16 protein-coding genes are annotated in these 17,280 nt (G+C 72.8%); 5 read left to right on the top strand and 11 right to left on the bottom strand.

Annotated elements, in window-relative coordinates:
• Positions 1–37: 37 nt before the first annotated feature.
• Entirely contained in the window at positions 38–571 is a 534-nt protein-coding gene (locus C1I93_RS18070) for a PH domain-containing protein (RefSeq protein ID WP_111244467.1), read from the bottom strand.
• 22 nt (positions 572–593) lie between these two features.
• The gene (locus C1I93_RS18065) at positions 594–824 is read right to left on the bottom strand and encodes a hypothetical protein (protein ID WP_111244466.1); all 231 of its coding nucleotides are present in this window, start codon (positions 822–824) and stop codon (positions 594–596) included.
• A 237-nt stretch (positions 825–1,061) separates the two neighbouring features.
• Here C1I93_RS18065 and C1I93_RS18060 point away from each other — a divergent pair, with 237 nt between their 5' ends.
• Genes C1I93_RS18060 through C1I93_RS18050 form a run of 3 tightly spaced genes read left to right on the top strand, consistent with a single transcriptional unit; the run spans position 1,062 to position 4,119 of the window.
• The gene (locus C1I93_RS18060; RefSeq protein ID WP_111244465.1) at positions 1,062–2,171 is read left to right on the top strand and encodes an AAA family ATPase; all 1,110 of its coding nucleotides are present in this window, start codon (positions 1,062–1,064) and stop codon (positions 2,169–2,171) included.
• A complete protein-coding gene (locus C1I93_RS18055; protein ID WP_111244464.1) occupies positions 2,150–3,172 on the top strand; it encodes a DUF58 domain-containing protein in 1,023 nt (340 codons plus the stop codon). Before C1I93_RS18060 ends, C1I93_RS18055 begins: the two co-directional genes overlap by 22 nt.
• Positions 3,169–4,119: a VWA domain-containing protein gene (locus tag C1I93_RS18050; protein ID WP_111244463.1), complete on the top strand. Its 951-nt coding sequence runs from the start codon at positions 3,169–3,171 to the stop codon at positions 4,117–4,119. The genes C1I93_RS18055 and C1I93_RS18050 overlap by 4 nt, the downstream gene beginning before the upstream one ends.
• A gap of 71 nt (positions 4,120–4,190) precedes the next feature.
• Here the strand turns inward: C1I93_RS18050 and C1I93_RS18045 are convergent, their stop codons facing one another.
• From C1I93_RS18045 to C1I93_RS18015, 7 genes are all read right to left on the bottom strand, one after another.
• On the bottom strand, positions 4,191–4,778 hold the full coding sequence (locus C1I93_RS18045) for a TMEM165/GDT1 family protein (protein ID WP_111244462.1): 588 nt from the start codon (positions 4,776–4,778) through the stop codon (positions 4,191–4,193).
• 209 nt (positions 4,779–4,987) lie between these two features.
• On the bottom strand, positions 4,988–5,953 hold the full coding sequence (egtD, locus tag C1I93_RS18040; RefSeq protein ID WP_111244461.1) for an L-histidine N(alpha)-methyltransferase: 966 nt from the start codon (positions 5,951–5,953) through the stop codon (positions 4,988–4,990).
• Between the two features lie 66 nt (positions 5,954–6,019).
• Positions 6,020–6,766, bottom strand: a complete 747-nt coding sequence (gene egtC, locus C1I93_RS18035; RefSeq protein WP_111244460.1) for an ergothioneine biosynthesis protein EgtC — start codon at positions 6,764–6,766, stop codon at positions 6,020–6,022.
• A gap of 22 nt (positions 6,767–6,788) precedes the next feature.
• Complete coding sequence (egtB, locus tag C1I93_RS18030; RefSeq protein WP_420811725.1) at positions 6,789–8,117, bottom strand: ergothioneine biosynthesis protein EgtB; 1,329 nt, start codon at positions 8,115–8,117, stop codon at positions 6,789–6,791.
• Between the two features lie 5 nt (positions 8,118–8,122).
• Positions 8,123–9,361, bottom strand: a complete 1,239-nt coding sequence (egtA, locus tag C1I93_RS18025) for an ergothioneine biosynthesis glutamate--cysteine ligase EgtA (RefSeq protein WP_111244458.1) — start codon at positions 9,359–9,361, stop codon at positions 8,123–8,125.
• Between the two features lie 121 nt (positions 9,362–9,482).
• Entirely contained in the window at positions 9,483–10,238 is a 756-nt protein-coding gene (locus C1I93_RS18020) for a hypothetical protein (RefSeq protein ID WP_146603523.1), read from the bottom strand.
• A gap of 1 nt (position 10,239) precedes the next feature.
• The gene (locus C1I93_RS18015; RefSeq protein WP_111244456.1) at positions 10,240–10,887 is read right to left on the bottom strand and encodes an RNA polymerase sigma factor; all 648 of its coding nucleotides are present in this window, start codon (positions 10,885–10,887) and stop codon (positions 10,240–10,242) included.
• Between the two features lie 367 nt (positions 10,888–11,254).
• Here C1I93_RS18015 and C1I93_RS18010 point away from each other — a divergent pair, with 367 nt between their 5' ends.
• On the top strand, positions 11,255–12,634 hold the full coding sequence (locus tag C1I93_RS18010) for a serine/threonine protein kinase (protein WP_223256281.1): 1,380 nt from the start codon (positions 11,255–11,257) through the stop codon (positions 12,632–12,634).
• Positions 12,635–12,741: 107 nt separating this feature from the next.
• On the top strand, positions 12,742–14,004 hold the full coding sequence (locus C1I93_RS18005; protein WP_111244454.1) for a nucleotide sugar dehydrogenase: 1,263 nt from the start codon (positions 12,742–12,744) through the stop codon (positions 14,002–14,004).
• A gap of 4 nt (positions 14,005–14,008) precedes the next feature.
• Here C1I93_RS18005 and C1I93_RS18000 read toward each other — a convergent pair whose 3' ends face one another.
• On the bottom strand, positions 14,009–16,483 hold the full coding sequence (locus tag C1I93_RS18000) for an ABC transporter permease (protein ID WP_111244469.1): 2,475 nt from the start codon (positions 16,481–16,483) through the stop codon (positions 14,009–14,011).
• Between the two features lie 2 nt (positions 16,484–16,485).
• Positions 16,486–17,280, bottom strand: a 795-nt coding sequence (locus tag C1I93_RS17995) for an ABC transporter ATP-binding protein (protein WP_438819584.1), incomplete at its 5' end; no start/stop codon positions are given.

Raw genomic sequence — 17,280 nt, 5'->3', positions numbered from 1 at the left:
GGGGTGGGCTGCTCCGGGGCCCCGCCGGTCGAGCCGGTCACAGCCCTTCCGCCCGGTCCTCGCCGAGTGCGGTGAGCCGGTCGCGCAGCCGGGACGCCTCCGCCGGCCGCAGTCCCGGTACGCGGGCGTCGCTCGCCGCCGCCGCGGTGTGCAGTTGCACGGTGGCCAGGTCGAACGCCCGCTCCAGCGGACCGGCGCTGACATCGACGAACTGCATCCGGGAGTACGGCACGATGGACAACCGGCGCACCAGCAGACCGTGTCGCACCAGGAGATCGTTCTCGCGTTCCGCGTACCCCCAGGCGTGTACCGCCCGGACGATTGTCACCGCGCGCCAGACGGCGAACAGCAGCAGCACACCGAGCGCTACGCCAAAGGGCCACCTGCTGGTGACCGCCCAGCCGACGCCGAGGGCCGCCGAGACGACTGCCACCATGGCGGACAGTCGCAGCAACTCCACCCAGATCAGGTCGGGCGAGATCGACTGCCACTGGACCGTGGCCGGCCACGGTTCGAGCGGGGAGGACTGTGCCGCAGCCGGCGGTGGGCCGGCCGGTTGGTCACCGTTCACTGGCTGTTCCGTTGTGCGCGTTTCACCCTTCGAGCGTAGGCGATCCGGCCAGTGGCGCGACCTCGCGCAGGAAGCCTCGCGCGGTGAGAAAGTCGCTGAGCTGGGCGCGGTGCGTGTCGCAGGCGAGCCAGGTCTTGCGGCGTTCGGGCTGGTGAATGCGGGGATTGTTCCACCGGAGAGACCATCCGGCCGGGGCGCGACACCCGCGCGCCGAGCAGATCAGCGTCTGGGTGGAGGTGTCGGCATCGCTCATCCCGGCCAGTCTAGGGCGGCGGAAGAGAATGAGCGCCGGGCGGCCACGGGGGAAGCCGCCCGGCGACGAATGAATGGTACACACGCCGGGGCGGCATCTGTCCACTCATGATGGGCGATTCGCCTGGCGTGGGACGGCGTGGCGAAAATCGGTCGCTCCCCACATCGGCTCTCAGCCGGGCATGCGAGGCTTGGTAGCGCACACGCCACGACGACCGAATCATGCTGTGGAGGACCGGTGGCCCAGCCGACAATGCCCGACGCCCCGACGCCGAACGGCACGCAGCCGCAGCAGTCGCCCTCGGCGCCGACGACCACCCCGGCGCAGGACGCCAGCCTGCTGGAGCGGGCGCTGTTCGAGATCAAGCGGGTGATCGTCGGGCAGGACCGGATGGTGGAGCGGATGTTCGTGGCGCTGCTCGCCAGGGGGCACTGCCTGCTGGAGGGGGTGCCGGGGGTGGCGAAGACCCTCGCGGTGGAGACCCTCGCCAAGGTCGTCGGCGGCTCGTTCGCCCGGGTGCAGTTCACTCCCGACCTGGTGCCGGCGGACATCATGGGCACCCGGATCTACCGCCAGTCCAGCGAGAAGTTCGACGTGGAGCTGGGCCCGGTCTTCGTGAACTTCCTGCTCGCCGACGAGATCAACCGCGCGCCGGCCAAGGTGCAGTCGGCGCTGCTGGAGGTGATGAGCGAGCGTCAGGTCTCCATCGGCGGGGAGAGCCACCGGGTGCCGGACCCGTTCCTGGTGATGGCGACCCAGAACCCGATCGAGCAGGAGGGGGTCTATCCGCTGCCCGAGGCGCAGCGGGACCGTTTCCTCATGAAGATCGTCGTGGGTTATCCGACCGACGCCGAGGAACGGGAGATCGTCTACCGGATGGGGGTCGCCGCGCCCGAACCGACCCGGGTGTTCGACACCGACGACCTGATCGCCCTCCAGCAGAAGGCCGACCAGGTCTTCGTGCACAACGCGCTCATCGATTACGCGGTCCGGTTGGTGCTGGCCACGCGTACCCCCGCCGAGCACGGCATGCCCGACGTCGCGCAACTGATCCAGTACGGTGCCAGCCCACGCGCCTCGCTCGGCCTGGTCCGGGCGACCCGGGCGCTGGCGCTGCTGCGCGGGCGCGACTATGCCCTGCCCCAGGACGTGCAGGACATCGCCCCGGACATCCTGCGGCACCGGCTGGTGCTCAGCTACGACGCGCTCGCCGACGACGTGCCGGCCGACCATGTGGTGCATCGGGTGATGTCGACCATCCCGCTGCCGTCGGTGGCACCCCGCCAGCAGGCGACACCTGCGGGTGCGGTGGCACCGACCTCGGGGTGGCCCGGGCAGCGGCCGTGACCTCGTCCACCCCTCGATCCGGCCACCGGGACGGCACGCCGGACCCGGCCACCGACCGTTCCGGCGCGGTGCTGTCCCGGCTGCAACTCCTGGTCACTCGCAAGCTCGACGGCCTGTTGCAGGGTGACTACGCCGGTCTGCTGCCGGGGCCGGGCAGCGAGGCGGGCGAGTCGCGGGAATACCGCCCCGGCGACGACGTACGCCGGATGGACTGGCCGGTGACCGCCCGCACCACCACCCCGCACGTGCGGCGTACGGTGGCCGACCGGGAGCTGGAGACGTGGCTCGCGGTGGACCTGTCGGCGAGCCTGGACTTCGGCACCGGCCGGTGGCTCAAGCGGGAGGTGGTGGTCGCGGCGGCGGCGGCCGTCACCCACCTGACCGTGCGCGGCGGCAACCGGATCGGGGCGGTCGTGGGCAGCGGTGGCGACCTGCCCGCGCCACGGTGGGGCCGCCGCGCGCCGGCCGCTGCGGCTGGTCCGGGCCGGCTGGTGCGGTTGCCCGCCCGCCCCGGGCGCCGGGAGGCGCAGGGCATGTTGCGCGCCATCGCCGACACCGAGATCCGACCCGGCCGCAGCGATCTCGGCGCGCTCATCGACATGCTCAACCGCCCGCCCCGGCGGCGCGGTGTCGCGGTGGTCATCTCCGACTTCCTCGCCCCGCCGGAGCAGTGGGCCCGCCCGCTGCGCAAGCTGCGGGTACGGCACGACGTGCTGGCGATCGAGGTGGTCGACCCCCGGGAGTTGGAACTGCCCGATGTGGGGGTGCTGCCGGTGGTCGACCCGGAGACCGGCGAGCTGCACGAGGTGCAGACCGCCGACCCGAGCCTGCGACACCGCTACGCGGCGGCGGCCGCCGCCCAACGCGCGCAGATATCCGCCGCGTTGCGCTCCGCCGGCGCCGGGCACCTGAGACTGCGTACGGACCGAGACTGGCTGCTGGACATGGTGCGCTTCGTGGCCGCGCAACGGCACGCCCGCACCCGAGGGACGACGAGATGATCCGACTGCTGCAACCGTGGTGGCTGCTGGCCGTGCTGCCGGTGCTCGCCCTGGCCGCGTTCTACGTCTGGCGGCAGCTACGCCGCCGCGACTACGCGCTGCGGTTCACCAATGTGGACCTGCTGCGTACCGTCGCGCCGAAGGGGTTGGGCTGGCGCCGGCACGTGCCGGCCACCGCGTTCCTGCTCGCCCTGCTGGTGCTGGCCGGCGCGCTGGCCCGGCCGGCGATCGACACCCGGGAGCCGCTGGAGCGGGCCACCATCATGCTGGCCATCGATGTCTCGTTGTCCATGCAGGCCGACGACGTGGCACCGAACCGGCTGGAGGCGGCCCAGGAGGCCGCCAAACAGTTCGTGGCGGAGCTGCCGGAGACGTACAACGTGGGGCTGGTCTCGTTCGCCAAGTCGGCGAACGTGCTGGTGCCGCCGACCAAGGATCGGCCGGCGGTGACCAGCGCCATCGACGGGCTGGTGCTGGCCGAGGCGACCGCGACCGGTGAGGCGGTCTTCACCTGCCTGGAGGCGATCCGGTCGGTGCCGGCCGACGGCGCGGCGGGGATCCCACCGGCGCGGATCGTGCTGCTCTCCGACGGGTACCGCACCGCCGGCCGTTCGGTCGAGGAGGCGGCGGCAGCGGCGCAGGCGGCGAACGTGCCGGTCTCCACCATCGCCTTCGGCACCGACGCCGGCCACGTCGACATCGGTGGCCAGTTGCAGCGGGTGCCGGTGGATCGGCTGGCCCTGGCCGACCTGGCCGAGAACACCGAGGGCTACTTCTACGAGGCGGCCACGGTCAGCGAGCTGAAGCAGGTCTACCAGGACATGGGCAGCTCGATCGGCTTCCGCACCGAAGCCCGCGAGGTCACCCAGTGGTACGCCGGCATCGGCCTGCTGCTCGCCCTCTGCGCCGGCGCCCTCAGCCTGCTCTGGTCCTCCCGCCTCCTCTGACCGACCCGCGTTGATCATGAGGTTGACGGCAGTAGCTGAAGGCCGCTAACCTCATGATCAACGCGGGTCGGTCAGATGAGTTGGGTGATTGCTTCGATGATCAACCAGAGGCCGCTGATGGCGAACAGGGCGGCGGCACCGTACTTGATGGTCCGTTCCGGCAGCTTGCGGCCGAGCAGCCGGCCGACCACGATGGCGAGCGCGTCCGCGGCGACCATGCCGATGGTCGAGCCGATCCAGGTGCCGAACCAGCCGTACTGGGTGGCCAGGGTGATCGTGGCGAGCATCGTCTTGTCACCGAGTTCGGCCAGGAAGAACGCGACACCGACGGCAAACACCGCCGACTTGCCGCCCTTGGCGGCCTTGTTCTTCTCCTCCTCGGTGAGCGTGTCACCGCGCAGGGTCCAGAGGCCGAACCCGATGAAGGCCAGACCCGCCAACAACGAGATCCAGCCGGTGGGCAGGGCGGCGCCGAGGCCGTGCCCGATCGCCACCGAGGCCAGGTGCACCACGGCGGTGGCGACGGTGATCCCGATCAGGATCGGGACGGTGCGATATCTGGTGGCGAAGGCCAGGGCCATGAGCTGGGACTTGTCTCCCAGCTCGGCAACGAAGATCACGCCGAAGCTGACCGCCAGCGCGACGAGGAAGCCTTCCATGACGTCCTTCCGGATCGGGCCGGGAGGAGGTACGGGGATGCCCTCGACCCGGCTGCTACAGCCTGGGTCGAAGGTCTCGCCCGCCTCGTGTTCGCGAGGCCGCGTGGCCGGATGCCGGTGGGCATCAGTATGTCGACCACGACGTTACGGGCTACTCCCCTTCGCTGCGCCCCAGCCTAGCCGACCACCAGCCGATCCGTGTCGCCGGGTCAGTCGGCCCGGGCCAGGGTCACCCCGAACCGGCCCTCCGGGTCGGTCCAGAACCGTTCGGGGTGAAACCCCGCGGCGGTCAGTTCGGCGGCGATGCCCTCGGGGCGGAACTTCGCCGACACCTCGGTGCGCAGATCCTCCCCGGCGGCGAAGTCGACCTCCAGATCGAGCACCCGCACCCGCATCGGCCGCTGGGCCCGCAACCGCATCTCGATCCACTCCCGGTCCGGGTCCCAGAGCGCCACGTGTGCGAACGCCTCGGGCGCGAAGTCGGCGCCCAACTCCCGGTTGAGCACCCGCAGCACGTTGCGGTTGAACTCCGCGGTCACCCCGGCCGCATCGTCGTACGCGGGCACCAGCACCGCCGGATCCTTCACCAGGTCGGTGCCGATGAGCAGCCAGTCCCCCGCTTCGAGCGCGGCCCGGGTGCGGGTGAGGAACTCGGCCCGCTCGGTGGGCAGCAGGTTGCCGATGGTGCCGCCGAGGAAGGCCACCAGCCGCGCCCCGCCGGTGGGCAGCCGGTCGAGATGGCGCGTGAAGTCACCGACGATGCCGCGTACCCGCAGCCTCGGGTAGTCGGCGGCGAGCGCGGCGGTGGAGGCGCGCAGAGCGCTCACCGACACGTCCAGCGGCACGAAGGTGCCCAGGCCACCGCGTCGGCTGAAGGCGTCCAGCAGCAGCCGGGTCTTCTCCGACGAACCGGAACCGAGTTCGATGAGCGTCTTCGCGCCGGTCAACTCGGCGATCTCGACCGCGCGTACCTCCAGCACCGCGCGCTCGGCCCGGGTGGGGTAATACTCGGGCAGTCGGGTGATCTCATCGAACAACTCGCTGCCCCGAGCGTCGTAGAACCACTTCGGCGGCAGCCACCTCGGGTCGGCGATCAGGCCCACCCGCACGTCGTGGCGCAGGGCCCGGCTGACGTCCTGGTCATCCAGGTGGATCTCGAGCGGCTCAGCGCCCATCTGTTTCCCCTCTCCCGTGGAATGTTTCGACCTTTCGGGCTCCGACGCGAGCCCGACCGGCCGGGCTCACCATGTCTCGATCGGCTGTTGCCGCACCTCACTCGCGGTGGCCAGCACCAGGTGGCCCTCGGGCACCGCACGCCAGCCCGGCTCGTCGTCATGCGGTTCCGAGGCCAGCAGCACGGCGTCGGACGTGGCACGCAGGGACAGCGCGTGCCCCGCCGTGGTGGCGATCACGCGCTGACCGTCGGTGAGCAGCAGGTTGAGCCGCGAGCCGGGGGCGGCAGTGGCGACCGAGGTGACCGTCTCGGCGACCGCCCGCGCCGGTGCCACGCCCGCGCGCAGCCGATCCCGGACCAGCGCCCACAGCAGCGCCGAGTCGGTGGCCACGTCGAGGGTGAGCAGGTCGCGTACGGGTAGTGCGGCGGCGAGCGGCACCATCGAGTCCGGCCAGCCGCGCACCACACCGTTGTGGCTGAACAACCACCGCCCCTCGGCGAACGGCGCGGCCGCAGCGTCGACGATCGCCATGCCGACGGTGGCGGACCGCACCGCGGCCAGCACCGCGCCGCTGGAGGTGACCGCCGCGAGCTCGGCGATCGTCGGGTCGCTCCAGATCGGCTGGGCCCGGCGGTAGCGCACCGGCGGACCGTCACCCGGGTACCAGCCGACGCCGAACCCGTCGGCGTTTATCGTCCCGCCACCGCGCATGTCCCGGGGCAGCCAGGACTGGCGCAGCAGCGAGTGCGGCGGATCGAACAGCAGCTCGCGCAGGGTTGTCGGCGGCCCGAGGTAGGCCAGGTGGCGGCACATCAGACGACCGGCTCCGCCAGCGTCACCGCAGGGCCTCCTCGCGGCTGGCGTCACGGGCGCAGCGGAAGCCACTGAAGATCTGCCGCCGGATCGGGTAGTCCCAGTTGCGGAACGTGCCCCGGCAGGCGGCCCGGTCGGTGCCGAACGATCCACCGCGCAGGACCTGGTAGTCGCCGCCGAAGAAGACCTCGGAGTATTCCCGGTACGGGAAGGCGGCGAAGCCCGGATAACCCCGCAACGGGGTGGCCGTCCACTCCCAGACGTCACCGATGAGCTGGTGCACGCCCAGCGGTGACGCCCCGGCGGGGTAGGCGCCGACCGGTGCCGGCCACAGGTGCCGCTGCCCCAGGTTGGCCCGCGCCGGGGTCGGCTCCTCGTCGCCCCAGGGATAGCGCCGGGAGCGTTCGGTGGCCGGGTCCCAGCGGGCCGCCTTCTCCCATTCCGCCTCGGTGGGCAGGCGTTTGCCCGCCCAGGTGGCGTACGCCTGTGCCTCGTGGAAACAGACGTGCACCACCGGCTCGTCGTCGCGGACCCGGTCCCACCGGCCGAAGCGGTGGTACGCCCAACCGTCGCCGTCGGGCCGCCAGTGCATCGGGGCGTTCAGCCCGGCCTGCTGGCGGTGTCGCCAGCCGACCTCGCTCCACCAGCGCGGGTCGTCGTACCCGCCGTCGGCGATGAACTCGCGGTACGCGCCGTTCGTCACCGGTGCCGCGTCGATGACGTACGCGGGCAGCTCCACCCGATGGGCGGGGCGCTCATTGTCCAGCGCCCACGGGTCGGTGTCGGTGCCCATCACGAACGGACCGGCGGGCACCAGCACCTCGCCGGCCACCCGGCTGGCTGGTTCGGGCGGCGCAGGCGCGTGCAGCACCGCGGGGCCGACCCGCAACTGGTGGGTGGCGAGCATCGTCTCGTCGTGCTGCTGCTCGTGCTGCACGATCATGCCGAAGGCGAACCCGTCGACCACCAGCCGGCGACTGTCGAAGGCCACCCGGTCCAGCAGGTCGTGGACCTTCTCCCGGACGGTGGCCAGGTAGGTCCGCGCCTCCGCCGGTGGCAGCAGCGGCAGCGACGGGCGGTCCCTCCGGGGTTGCTTGAAGGCGTCGTACAACTCGTCGATGTCGCACCGGACCGGTTCCCGGCCGCCGACGTCGCGCACCAGCCAGAGTTCCTCCTGGTTGCCGACATGGGCCAGATCCCACACCAGCGGGGACATCAGCGGCGAGTGCTGACGCATCAGCTCGCTGTCGTCGACCGCCTCGGTCAACAGGGCCGTCCGGGCCCGGGTGCGTGCCAGTTCCGCAGCGATCCGGCTCCGCAGCCCCTCCGCGTCGCCCCGGTCGGTCACGATGTCGGTCACTGTCGCCTCCTCGTGGCGGCCTGCCGCCGCCGTCGTAACCCCTTGTCGATCTCGTCGTGCAGGGCCGCCGGCAGGTCGAGCCGGCGCAACGCCGCCAGGGCCAGGTCGAGCAGCGCGGCGGCGGCCGAGGCCAGGCCGGGGTCGGCCAGGCCGTGCCGGGCGGCGACCGCCCAGTGCGCGGCCACCGGCATGGCCACCGCGGTCGCCGCGTCGACGGTGTCCGGGTCGGCCAGCAGGGTGGCCAGCACCGCCAGCGGCAGTATCCAGTCCCGGCCCGGTTGCGCGTCCAGGTAACGCACTTCGAGGTAGCCGCGGGGGCGTACCGGCGGGAAGAGCGTGCTCACGTGGTAGTCCAGGTCATCGACGGTGGGCGGCCGGGGCAGCGCGCCGTCGAGCCAGTCGCCGAAGGTCACGCCCGGCGGTGCGGTCCAGTCGCCGGCGCCGTCGTCACGGACGCAGAGCAGCGGGGCGGCGAGCACGTACGCCGTCCAGGTGGCGACCGGATCCGCGTCGGCCTGCCCGGGCGTCCAGACCGGGGCGGTGCGGGCCGGGTCAATGCGCCACCAGGCCCGCATCCGCGCCGACGCCCAACCGGTGTCACGGCCCGCGTGCCGGCCGGCGGTGGCGAAGGCGGCGACCAGTGGCGGCCCGACCGCGTGCACGAGCGCCCACCGGGCGGTGAGCTGCTCCGGCTCTCCCGCGTCAAGGCAGACTTGCAGACCGGCGGTGCTGTACATCATGGTCCGCCCGGCCGAGCTGCGCCGGTCGAAGAACTGGCGCATGGCGCGGTAGCGGGGCGTGTCGATCACCGGCCGAGGGCGCCGGTGCGGATCGATGCCGGCGCCTCCGAGACGCAGGCCACCGGCCTCCAGCAGGCGGGTGAGCTGGGTGATGTCGGCGTGGGTGGCCGCGACCAGGGCGGCGACGGACGCCTGCGGCGGGGTGGAGATCTCCAGTTGGCCGCCGGGCTCGACGGTCACCGCGCCACCTCGGAGCAGTCGCCGGGCCGGGCTGGTCGGATCGAGCGTGGTGGGACGGTAGGGTCCCAACGCCGCGGAGAGCCGCGCGGCGTCGATGTGACGGGTGGGATCGACGGCGTCGTGCACCGTCCATTCCAGCTCGACACCGGTGTATGTGGGTGGGCCGGTCTTGAAACAGATCCGGGCGAGATGCCGGGCCGCGGCTGCGCGATCGCGCAGCACCACGACGCGGTCAAGCTCTGGCGACATCACCACGCGACGGCTCCCTTCCCGGTGCCGGTCCGGCCCTGCCACCGTAATCAATCCCTGTGACATTTCCCGACCGTCGGCCGTCCTATTCCTGTCTATCAGGAGACGATCCCGCCCCGAGCGTGATTCACCCGCCCGCCGTCGAGTCCTCCTCGGCACCATGCTTGGCCAGCCAGTTCGGGTCGGTCTCGGCAAGCAGTTCCCGGCAGTAGGCCGACACGTTCTCGGCGCCACCGGCCGCGGCCACGAGGTCGGCGAAGCCAGGCGATGCCAACGCCTTCTCCCGCTGACGCGCGGGCTTCGACAGGTACGCCTTGCAGTGCCCCGCGTCGCCGGAGCGCAGGTTCGTCGTCGCCTCAGGCACAGGTGACGGGGACGCGGGGTTGGTCGAGGTCGGCGACGGCACACCTGACGACGGTGTGGTCGGGTCGCCGGTGGACGTGCCGGCGGTGGAGTCAGGCGGGCCCGGGACGCCGGTGGAGGCCGTCGGCGCGCCGGTGGGCATCGGCGCGACCGTACCGGGTGCCGGTGGTGGCACCGATTCGTCCGGCGCGTCGAGACCGGCCGCGGCCAGCGCGACGCCCGCGGTGGCGGTCGCGGTGAGGCCGGCGAGCCAGAGCACCACCCCGGCGGTGAGCCGACGGCGACGCGGCCGGGCCGCGGGGACGCCGGCCCGCCGGGCCTCGCGGAAGGCGGCGAGTGCCGCCTGCTCACCGTCGAGTTCGCCGGGCCGGGCCGGGGCGGCGGCGGCCCGCAGCAGTTCGGCCAGCGGGTCCGGTGCGGCCGGGCTCCGCGGTGCACGGGCGCCGTCGAGCAGCCGGTCGTCTCCGGATCTGCCGGCGGAGCGCGCCAGCCGGCGCAGGATCATCCCCATTCTCGCCATGTCAGCCATCCACCGGCTCGGTCCGGGACGCCTGCGATGAGCGACCGGTACGCGGACGCGGCACCACGCCGTCGGGTGACTCGACGTGCCCGGCTCGCTGTTCGAGCAGTAGCGCCAGCCGCCGCAGGCCGCGATGGGCGGCGGTGCGCACCGCTCCGGCCCGGCGACCGAGCACCCGTCCGGCGCTCTCGGCGTCGAGCCCGATCACCGCCCGCAGCAGGACCGCCTCGGCCTCCCGAGGTGGCAGGGACGCGATCATGGCAAGCGCCGCCTCGGTGCCCAGACTCTCACCAGCGTGTTCGGCGGTGTCGGCCGCACCGGGAACCTCGGTGAGTTCCTCGACCGGCACCGACAGCGTCGGACGGCGGCGCTGTCGACGCAGGTGGTCCATGGCCCGGTTCCGGCCGATGGTGACGACCCAGGCACGGAACTCCCCACCCGTGAAGTTGGGCAGGTCGCGGGCGACCTGCAACCACGTCTCCGACGCGACGTCCTCGGCGTCCGCGCCGACCAGGGCGGTCAGATAGCGCAGCAAGCCGGGCTGAAGACCGCGGTAGAGGAGGCGAAATGCCTGCTCGTCACCGGCCTGAGCCGCCTGGACGGCCTGACTCAGCTCGTCGCGGTCATGACCCTGCCGCTCCCGTTCCACCGGCCCTCTCGTGGGACGTCTGCCGGACCGGCACCCGCGGTGCGGCCCAGACCTCCGGGGGCGGCCCCGACACTTCCGGTCCGCCCGTCGACCTGTTCACCAGCCTGACTGGCAGATCAGCATCGCCGACCGGAGTGGCGGACGACAACCGCCGACCGGACGGCGAATCGACCGTACACGACGCCACCCGACCCCCTTCAGCACCTCGGTGCACTCGCGGCCGAGGGCGGGGCGCGGACACCAGACGAGCAGAATGGTGACGTCCGGCGACAGAGGACTCACGGAGGGCCACGGGGTGAGTTTCCATGCCGCCGGACCCCGCACCCGCGACCGCGCCGTCGGTGGCCACTGTGGGTACGGTGGAGCCGTGTTGTCTTCGGAGGTCGTACTCAGCGGTCGCTACCGCCTGGACGAGCGTGTCGCCACCGGCGGCATGGGAGACGTGTGGCGCGGGACAGACCTGATCCTGGGCCGACAGGTCGCGGTCAAGGTGCTGCTGCCGTCGCTGGTCTCCGACCCCGACTTCATCGCCCGGTTCCGCGCCGAGGCCCGGATCATGGCGGCGTTGCGCCACCCCGGGATCGTCCAGGTCTTCGACTGCGGCGAGGACGAGTTGCCCGACGGCGGGCGAGCCGACTATCTGGTCATGGAGTTCGTCACCGGCGTCCCGCTGTCGAAGCGGATCGAGGCCCAGGGCCGGCTGGACGTGAGCGAGACGATGTCGGTGGTGGCGCAGGCGGCGCAGGCGCTGCACGCCGCGCATCTCGGCGGGATCGTGCATCGCGACGTGAAGCCGAGCAACCTGCTGGTGCAGGAGGACGGCACTGTCGTCCTGGTCGACTTCGGCGTCGCCCGCTCGACCAACGTGACGAGCATCACCAGCACCAACGCGGTGCCCGGCACGGCCCTCTACATGGCACCCGAGCAGGCCGCCGGACGCCCCGTCTCCGGAGCGACAGATCTGTACGCCCTCGGCGCGGTCGCCTACTGCTGCCTCACCGGCAGCCCGCCGTTCACCGGCGACAACCCGCTCCAGGTCGCCGTCCGGCATCTCGACGACCCGCCGCCGGAGCTGCCGCACGACATCCCGGAGGCGGTGCGGGTCCTGGTCGCCCAGGCCCTGGCCAAGGATCCCACCGACCGGTTCAGCAGCGGCGCGGCGATGGCGGAGGCCGCCCGTACGGCGGTGTCGGACAGCTCCCTGCCGACGGCGATGGTGCCGGCCGCCGCAGGGCTGCGGCAGGCCGGACCGCAGATCCCGACGGACGCCACGGTCGCGGACACCCCGCCGACCGGCCGGCGGCGCGGCACGCTCGTCGGTGCCTTCACCGCCGTGGTGGTCGGGCTGGTCGCGCTCGGCGCGGCGCTCGGCCTCATGCCGGAAGCCGGTGCCCCGGCCGTGAACGTGCCTACCAACTCGCCCAGCGCTCAGCTCACCTCCGACGCGGAACCGGTGCCCAGCCAGGGCGGAAGCACCACCGTCCAGGCACCCCCGCTGCGCCCGGGCAACTCCACGGCGAGCCCCACCGGCACCCGTTCCCCCTCGCCGAGCGCGACGCAGCCGAGCGAGTCGGCCGCGCCCGAGCCGCCCGACCCGACCCCCTCCAGCGACGGACCATCCGCCGGACCGACCACTCCCAGCGCGGAACCCACGCCGCCGTCGCCGGCGGCCCCACCCACGCCGAGCGCCTCCACGCCGCCGGAGGGTGGCGGCGACGGGGGTGCCGGGGGCGCCAGCCGGGACTGAGCCGGCCCCGCTTCCGACTCTCCCGACATCACCAAAACGGACATCCGCCGCTACCATACGCATTACGCTCCTGACGGTCAGTTGTCGCCATCGGTCTGGGAGCTGCGGTGAGTGTGGAGAAGCTGGTCGTCATCGGCCAGGGTTACGTCGGCCTGCCGTTGGCGTTGCGGGCTGTCGAGGCCGGGTTCGACGTGGTCGGCCTCGACGTCGACGCCGACCGGGTCAAGCGGCTCGCCTCGGGCGAGTCGTTCGTGGCAGACATTCCTACCGACCGCCTGGGCCGGGCACTGGGCAGCGGACGCTACCGCCCCAGCACCGAGTACGTGGACGCGGCGGGTTTCGACATCTGCGTCATCACCGTGCCCACGCCGCTGCGCGACGGCACCCCGGACCTCAGCTTCGTGGAGCAGGCGGGCACCGGAATCGGTCCGTACCTGCGGCCGGGATGCGCGGTGGTGCTGGAGTCGACCACCTATCCGGGGACCACCGAGGAGTTGCTGCGGCCGCTGCTGGAGTCGGCAAGCGGCCTGCGCAGCCCCGGCGACTTCCACCTCGGGTACAGCCCGGAGCGGATCGACCCGGGCAACCGCACCTGGCGACTGGAGAACACCCCCAAGGTGGTCTCCGGCGTGGACAGCGCCTCCCTGGCCCGGGTCGACGGCTTCTACCGCCAGCTGGTGGAGCGGACCGTCCCGGTGGACTCGACCCGGGTGGCCGAGCTGACGAAGCTGATCGAGAACACCTTCCGCCAGGTCAACATCGCCCTGGTCAACGAGCTGACCATGCTCTCCCACCAGCTGGACATCGACGTGTGGCAGGCGATCGACGCGGCGGAGACGAAGCCGTTCGGTTTCATGCCCTTCCGACCCGGCCCCGGTGTCGGCGGGCACTGCCTGCCGATCGACCCCTGCTATCTGTCCTGGCAGGTCAAGCGGCGCCTCGGCCGGCAGTTCCGGTTCATCGAGCTGGCCAACGACATCAACCACGAGATGCCCGAGCACGTGGCGCAGCGGGTGATGGCGGGACTGAACCGGTCCGGTCGGTCGATCACCGGCGCCCGGCTGCTGCTGCTCGGCCTGACCTACAAACGCAACACCGCCGACATGCGCGACTCCCCCGCCGTCGAGGTGGCCCGCCGGCTGCGAGAGCTGGGCGGTGAGGTTCGCGCGGTGGAGCCGTACGCCGAGCCGCACCAGCTCCCCGACGGGGTGCTGACGGTGGACCTGACCGAGCAGGAGTTGCGCGCGGCCGACGGCGTCGTGGTCGTCACCGACCACGACGCCTTCGACTACGACCAGGTGGCCCGGCACGCCCGCTACGTCTTCGACACCCGTCACCGCTGCACCGGCCCCACCGTCGAGCACCTCTGACAGTTCACTGGTCCGCGAGTGCCTCCACCACCGGCACGGCCAAGGCCCGTCGGGCCGGCAGCACCGACGCGGCCAGGGCCGCCAGCACCGCCACGGCGAGGATGCCGCCGAGCTGCGCCCAGGGCACGACCAGGGTGAACTGGCCGCTGATGCGACCGAGCATCGCCATCGCCCCGGCCGCTACGCCGGTGCCCAGGGCGACCCCGAGGACCGCTCCCACAAGCGCGGTGAGCACCGCCTCGGTGGCCAGCATGGCCCGCATCCGGCCCCCGGTGAGTCCGACGGCCCGCAGCACCGCGTTCTCCCGGGTCCGTTCCACCACGGACAGGCTCAACGTGTTCGCCACGCCCACCAGCGCGATGACCACGGCCAGGCCGAGCAGCGCGAGCACGAAGGTCAGCAGCATGTCCACGGTGCCGGTGAGCATCCGCTTGTACGCCGCCTGATCCATCAGGTTGACCGTGGGGTAGTCGGCCAGCACCTCCGCTATCGCGGCCCGCGCGGAGGCGGCCGACACCCCCGCGGCCGGATCCACCTCGGCCAGATAGCCCCGCACGTCCGGAAAGAGGCGGGTGAAGTCGGCGGCGACGAGATCGACCAGGTGACCGGTAGGCGCCGAGTAGACCTCCCCACCCGCGCCGGTCACCACGGCCGCCACCTCGAACTGCGCTCCGCGCAGCGTGATGCGGTCCCCGGCGGACCAGCCACGCCGCGTCGCCAACTCCCGGTGCACCAGCACCCGGCCGGGTCCGAGCCGGTCGACCTGGCCGGCCAGCACACCGTCGAGGCGTCTGTCGACGAGCGCCGGGTCGGCGGCCCGGAACACCACGTCGTCGACGGTGTGCGTACGGGCCTCGTGCACCAGGCCCAGCTCGGGCCGGGCGGCCAGCGCGTCGACCACCCCGACGGGCAGGTCGACGCCGATCCCGGTGACCACGAAATCCACCCCCACCTGGGCGTCCACGCCGCGTTCGATGGCGGCCTTGGTGCTGCCCGCACCCACCACGAAGGACGCGACCAGACCGATGCCGATCACCAGCGCGGTGGCGGTCGCGGCCACCCGCCGTGGATTGCGGACCGCGTTGGCCACGGCGAGGGCGGAGGTGGCCCCGAAGATCCGCCGGACCGGCGCGCCGAACACCCGGATCAGCGCCGGCACCAGGACCGGACCGAACAGGACGATGCCGAGGAAGCTCAGGCTCCCGCCGAGGGCGACGAGCAGGATCTGTCCGGCGGCGGCCGCGCCGGCCAGCGCCGCGACACCGGCGGCGAGCACCACCGCCCCGCAGGCCAGGCGTGCCCGACCGGCGGGGCGGGTGACCTGGATCGCCGCGTCGGTCAGCGCGGCCACCGGAGCCACCCGGGTGCCGTGCCAGGCCGGTACGAGGGCCGCGCCCACGGTGAGCACGGTGCCGGCGACGAGGCAGCCGAGCACCGTGCCCGCGGTGACTGTCACCTCGCCGTGCAGCGGCAGGGACAGCCTGCTCAGCACCGCGGTCATCCCGACGGCCAGCCCGGCTCCGACCACCACCCCGAGCCCGGAGGCGACCAGGCCCAGCAACCCCGACTCCAGCAGCGTGGCTCGGAACACCTGGCCCCGGGTGGCGCCGACCAGACGCAGCAGCGCGGTCTGCCGGGAACGCTGGGCCAGCACGATCGTGAACGTGTTCACGATGACGAACGCGGCCACCACCACCGCCACCCCGACGAAGGTCAGCAGCAGCGTACGGAACTGATCGAGGTCGCGGACCGCGTCGGTGACGGCCTCGTCGAGGATGACCTGCCGGGTGCGTACCGTCGGCTCGGTGCCGACGACCGCGGCGATCCGCTCGGCCAGGACCCGGTCGGAGACCCCCGGTTCGGCCGCCACCATGATCCGGTCGAAGCCCGCGCTGTCGGCGACGGCGAGCGCGTCGGGGCCGACCAGCCCGATGAACGGACCACCGAGGTCACGCGCGGTGTTGGCCACGTCGACAGTGCCCACCAGGGTGTACGGGCGGGCCGCTCCGCTGCTGCCGCCCACCCGGACCGGGGTGCCCAGGGCGAAGCCCTCGTCGGCGACGGTCCGGTGGTCGAGCACCACCTCACCGGGCCGGGTGGGCAGCCGCCCGGCCACCAGGTCGTACGACTGGAGGGCGGGATCGGCGGGCACGGCGGCGAGGAACCCGAAGCCGAGCACGGGCCGACCGTCGGAACCCACCACCCCGGCGGTGCCGGTCAGCTCGCCCTCGGCCGCGCGCACCCCGTCGACCGTACGCACCCGGTCGACCAGGGACGCCGTGCTGGGCTCCCCGTCGGTGTGCACGTCGACGTCGGTGTGCCGGTCGAAGGTGGCGGCCCGGTCGTAGGTGCCGGCCCGCATCCCGTCGACGAAGATCAGTGTCCCGGCGATGAAGGCGACGCCGAGGACCACGGAGACTGTGGACATCAGCATCCGCAGCGCCTCGGCGCGCAGCGCACGCAGGGTCAACCGGAACATGGTCACCACCCCCGCACCGGGCCGTCGGCCGGCGCGCCGGCGACCGCGGGATCCAGGTGCGCGAGCACGTCGAGGATCCGTTCGGCGGTCGGCTCGGCCAGCTCCCGGACCAGCCGACCGTCGGCGAGGAAGACCACCCGGTCGGCGTGCGCGGCGGCGACCGGGTCGTGGGTCACCATCACCACGGTCTGCCCGAGGACGTCGACCGCCTCGCGGAGCAGCCGGAGCACTTCCGCGCCGGAGCGGGAGTCGAGGTTGCCTGTCGGTTCGTCGGCGAAGAGCACCCACGGCCTGGTGATCAGGGCCCGGGCCACCGCGACCCGCTGCTGCTGGCCGCCGGAGAGTTCGGCCGGGCGGTGCCGCAGCCGGTCGGCGAGCCCCACCGCGGCGACCACCTGGCGCAGCCAGGCCGGATCGGGCCGGCGGCCGGCGATGGCCAGCGGCAGCACGATGTTCTCCTCGGCGCTGAGCGCGGGCAGCAGGTTGAACTTCTGGAACACGAAGCCGATCCGGTCCCGACGCAGCAGGGTGAGCCGCCGGTCGTCCAGGCCACCCAGCTCGGCGTCGCCGACCCGGACCGCCCCGGAGCTGGGCCGGTCCAGGCCGGCCAGGCAGTGCATCAGGGTCGACTTGCCGGAGCCGGAGGGGCCCATGATGGCGGTGAACCGGCCGGCGGCGAAGTCGACGTCGACGCCGTCGAGGGCGACCACGGCGGCCGGGCCGGTGCCGTACCGCTTGCGCAGTTCCCGGGCGGTGACGGCGACGCCGGCGGTGGGCTGGGCGGGTGGGGCGAGAGA

This window comes from Micromonospora endophytica (genome assembly GCF_003236305.1).
In the GTDB taxonomy this organism is placed as follows: Bacteria; Actinomycetota; Actinomycetes; order Mycobacteriales; family Micromonosporaceae; genus Micromonospora; species Micromonospora endophytica.
Note: the sequence above shows the minus strand (reverse complement) of the source record. Positions and strands in the feature narration are given on the sequence as shown.